At 45.2% G+C, this 3,263-nt stretch carries 2 protein-coding genes; one reads left to right on the top strand and one right to left on the bottom strand.

Translation table 11 applies throughout. From position 1 onward, the window contains the following. Window positions 1-2,905: inverse autotransporter beta domain-containing protein (locus FE392_RS17915; protein ID WP_319931525.1), on the top strand; the 2,905-nt coding region annotated here is incomplete at its 5' end. 161 nt (window positions 2,906-3,066) lie between these two features. On the opposite strand, the gene FE392_RS17910 is transcribed toward FE392_RS17915, so the two are convergent. Continuing rightward, window positions 3,067-3,263, bottom strand: a 197-nt coding sequence (locus FE392_RS17910) for a hypothetical protein (RefSeq protein ID WP_319931524.1), incomplete at its 5' end; no start/stop codon positions are given.

Here is a 3,263-nt window from a genome sequence, read left to right as displayed (position 1 = left end):
ATTTTCCGTTCTTTTGTATTCACTTTTGTTGCCCATGGCGTCCATGAATGCCTTTTCGGAAGGGGAAAGAACATTCGAGGGCAAGGCAGCATCAGAAACCTGGTTAAATTCAACAGCTGCACCTACAGCAGAAAAAGATAATGCCGGAGTAATTGCCCAAAACATCCAACGGGTCAGCAATCTTCTGTCTTCGTCCCCCGCCGAGTTGACAGAACAAGCCAAATCTTATGCATTGGGCCAAATAAATAACACCATCGCGACAGAAGCCCAGCAATGGCTGTCCCGCTACGGCAACGCCAGAGTTAACTTTTCCCTCGACAGAAAAGGAAAATTGGATAACAGCTCAGTCGATCTACTGCTGCCGTTGTATGACAACAAAGCTGACTGGCTGCTGTTCACCCAACTAGGATACCGGCATAAAGATAGCCGTCATACCCTCAATCTCGGGCTGGGTGGCCGTTACTTTACGCCCAATTGGATGTATGGGATCAATACCTTCTTTGACAATGACGTGACAGGAAAAAATAAACGGCTGGGCGTGGGCGGGGAAGCCTGGACAGATTATGTCAAACTCTCGGCCAACACTTATTGGCGCCTAACGGAATGGCATACGGCCCTGTCCAACCAAGACTACGATGAACGTCCCGCCAACGGGTTTGACCTCAATGGTGAATTCTACTTGCCTGCTTATCCTCAGTTTGGCGGGAAGCTGGCCTATGAACAATACTTCGGGGATAACGTCGCCCTGTTCAACCGTGATACCAAACAGAAAAACCCCGGCTTGGCCCGGTTCGGCGTGAATTACACCCCCATCCCGCTGGTGACCATGGGTGTGGATTACAAATATGGCAGGGGCGGAAAAAGCGAAACCCTGTTTCAGGCCAGCCTGAATTACCATTTTGGCACACCTTTTGGTGACCAGCTTTCCCCCAACAGCGTGGCCTCCCTGCGGACACTGGCGGGAAGCCGCTACGATCTGGTGGAAAGAAACAACAATATCGTGCTGGAATACAAGAAAAAGCCGGAATTCAATATCACTCTGGATAATATCCTGAAAGGATTCACTGCCCAAAAGCGTCACGTTACCGCTAATATCATCGCCGAAAATCCGGTGAAACAGATTAACTGGCAGGCCGACCCTCAGTTTCTTCAAAATGGCGGTGTGATAACCTCTCAAGGCAGCCAACTAGAACTGGTGCTGCCAAAGTATAAGATGAATGGGCTCAACGACTATACCGTAACAGCCCGCGCCGACAATACGGATGGCAGACAAAAATCAGCTCAAATGAAGATTACTGTTGAGCCTTTTGTCGTTAAGGAGAAAAGCGTCACGAAAATGACAGAAGGCCCCTTGGTAGCCAATGGTCAGTCAGCTTACGATCTGGCTGCCGTCATCACCTACGGCACAGACGGAAGCAATAAACCACTTGCAAATCATACCTTCTCAAACGTGAAATGGTATCTCATACCTGAGAATAAAGAGGCCACCTTGACGTGGGATACAGCAGGGAAAAGTGATCCTAAAGGGCGGTTGACCGCAACCCTCGCAAGTAAAACCCCGCTGGACAAAAATACCCAGATTTATCTGGTGATGGATGACATGAAAGACACCAAGATAGGGGGCGGGGATGGTGCCGTCAACTTCGATAATTACAAATTCGTTAGGGAGATAGTCCAGGAGCCTTCAGGTCCTCTGAAAGGCAACGGTAGCGACACCTATTACTTTAAAATCAAGGTGGTTAATGACAAGAATGAACCAGTCAGAAACCAGATCATTTCCGGTGTCACCTGGAAAGTCAAAGATAACAGGGATGAGGAATATCAAATGGCGCTGGTAGAGCCGGAGAACTCGAAGACCGATGGAGACGGTTATTTAGTCGCCACGTTAACGAGTCGCTATGGCTTTGACGAAGTCATTGTGGAAGCTATTCTGAATTCAGACACTGCTGATTTGCCACCTCTGTTATCGAAACCGGTGAAATTTGAAGCTATCGTGCGAAATGCCGGCATCCTGATGAAATCAGCCGTTTCGCATAACTTCAAGAAAGAGTTCTCTGCTGAAGAGCCAGAAAGGCCTCACAACGTGCATGATAAATTGGAAGTGTACTTGACCCGTAAATTTCCCGGTCAAACAACAGCAGATCCAATAACGCCAGATGAGGCGGATTCGTCAGAACACGTCCAATTCAGCTCTGACAACACACAAAACGCGGAAGTAGATGAGAAGACAGGCAAGATAACATTCCCTCTGGCAACCTGGGGATGGAATGGCAGTGCAAATGATCCTAATCACATGGCCACAGTGACTGCGACTATCACAGATAACACCACAGGAGCCAAAATAGTTTGGGCCTATAAATTCAACCCTAAACATTACTTCTATAAACCCAACAATAAAGTACTGGTGGCGCCCTTCTATCCTCTAGAGCCTAATAAACCCTATCCCCATAAGGTTGATGGTCACGATCACCCACCCACAAGACCAGCGCAAACCTGTAATCCATCGCCACGCGCCGAAGAAACGATTCCGTATCCTGCTGGGATGGGAAATAATTCGAAAGCATTCAACGATCCGCTTATGGGTCATCTGATGTCATTAATCAATGAGTATCAGGGTTCTGGGGACCCGGATCTTGGTATTTTCAATAAAGCGGATTCTGAAAATACAAGCGATAACATCTTAGTCGTTCTTTCTCTAGGAGAAATTCTTAACGATACTTACAGGAGATACCTGACATACGATTACAAAAAGAACCAATTAAATATTGATCACAATAGCCCTTATCACACTTACTTCCGCAATCGAATAGACAGTTTGAATTACGATAACTATTCAAAACCAACAGACAAAAACAATAAAATGTCTCACGGATATTTGCTTTGTCTCAAAAATGCATCATCATAGTTCGCACTGATAACGGGGTGCGCATATGCTGATTTTGTCAATATGATGTTTTAATGTGGAGAAATAACAAACAGGCTCAATAACACTTGGGCCTGTTTTTCATCAGGCGGGATAATATCGGTAAAATCGCCAATCAACCTTTCCATTTAATTTAACTCAATTTATTCTATTACAAACGCAGCATGATTTAATATCCATAATTTTTGTATCAATGCATTCGATAAATGCAAATACAGAAATGCACTATTTCCCCATAAAAAATAAAGACAATCTTTAACCAATATCACGTCATTACCTTTTTTTATCACCCGATAATAATTATTCATTACGCAGACTGATAAAAAAGCTCCTAATGTAT

It is taken from the genome of Xenorhabdus santafensis (assembly GCF_033949405.1).
In the GTDB taxonomy this organism is placed as follows: Bacteria; Pseudomonadota; Gammaproteobacteria; order Enterobacterales; family Enterobacteriaceae; genus Xenorhabdus; species Xenorhabdus santafensis.
The sequence above is the reverse complement of the archived record's forward strand: the minus strand, read 5'-3'. Positions and strand labels throughout refer to the sequence as shown.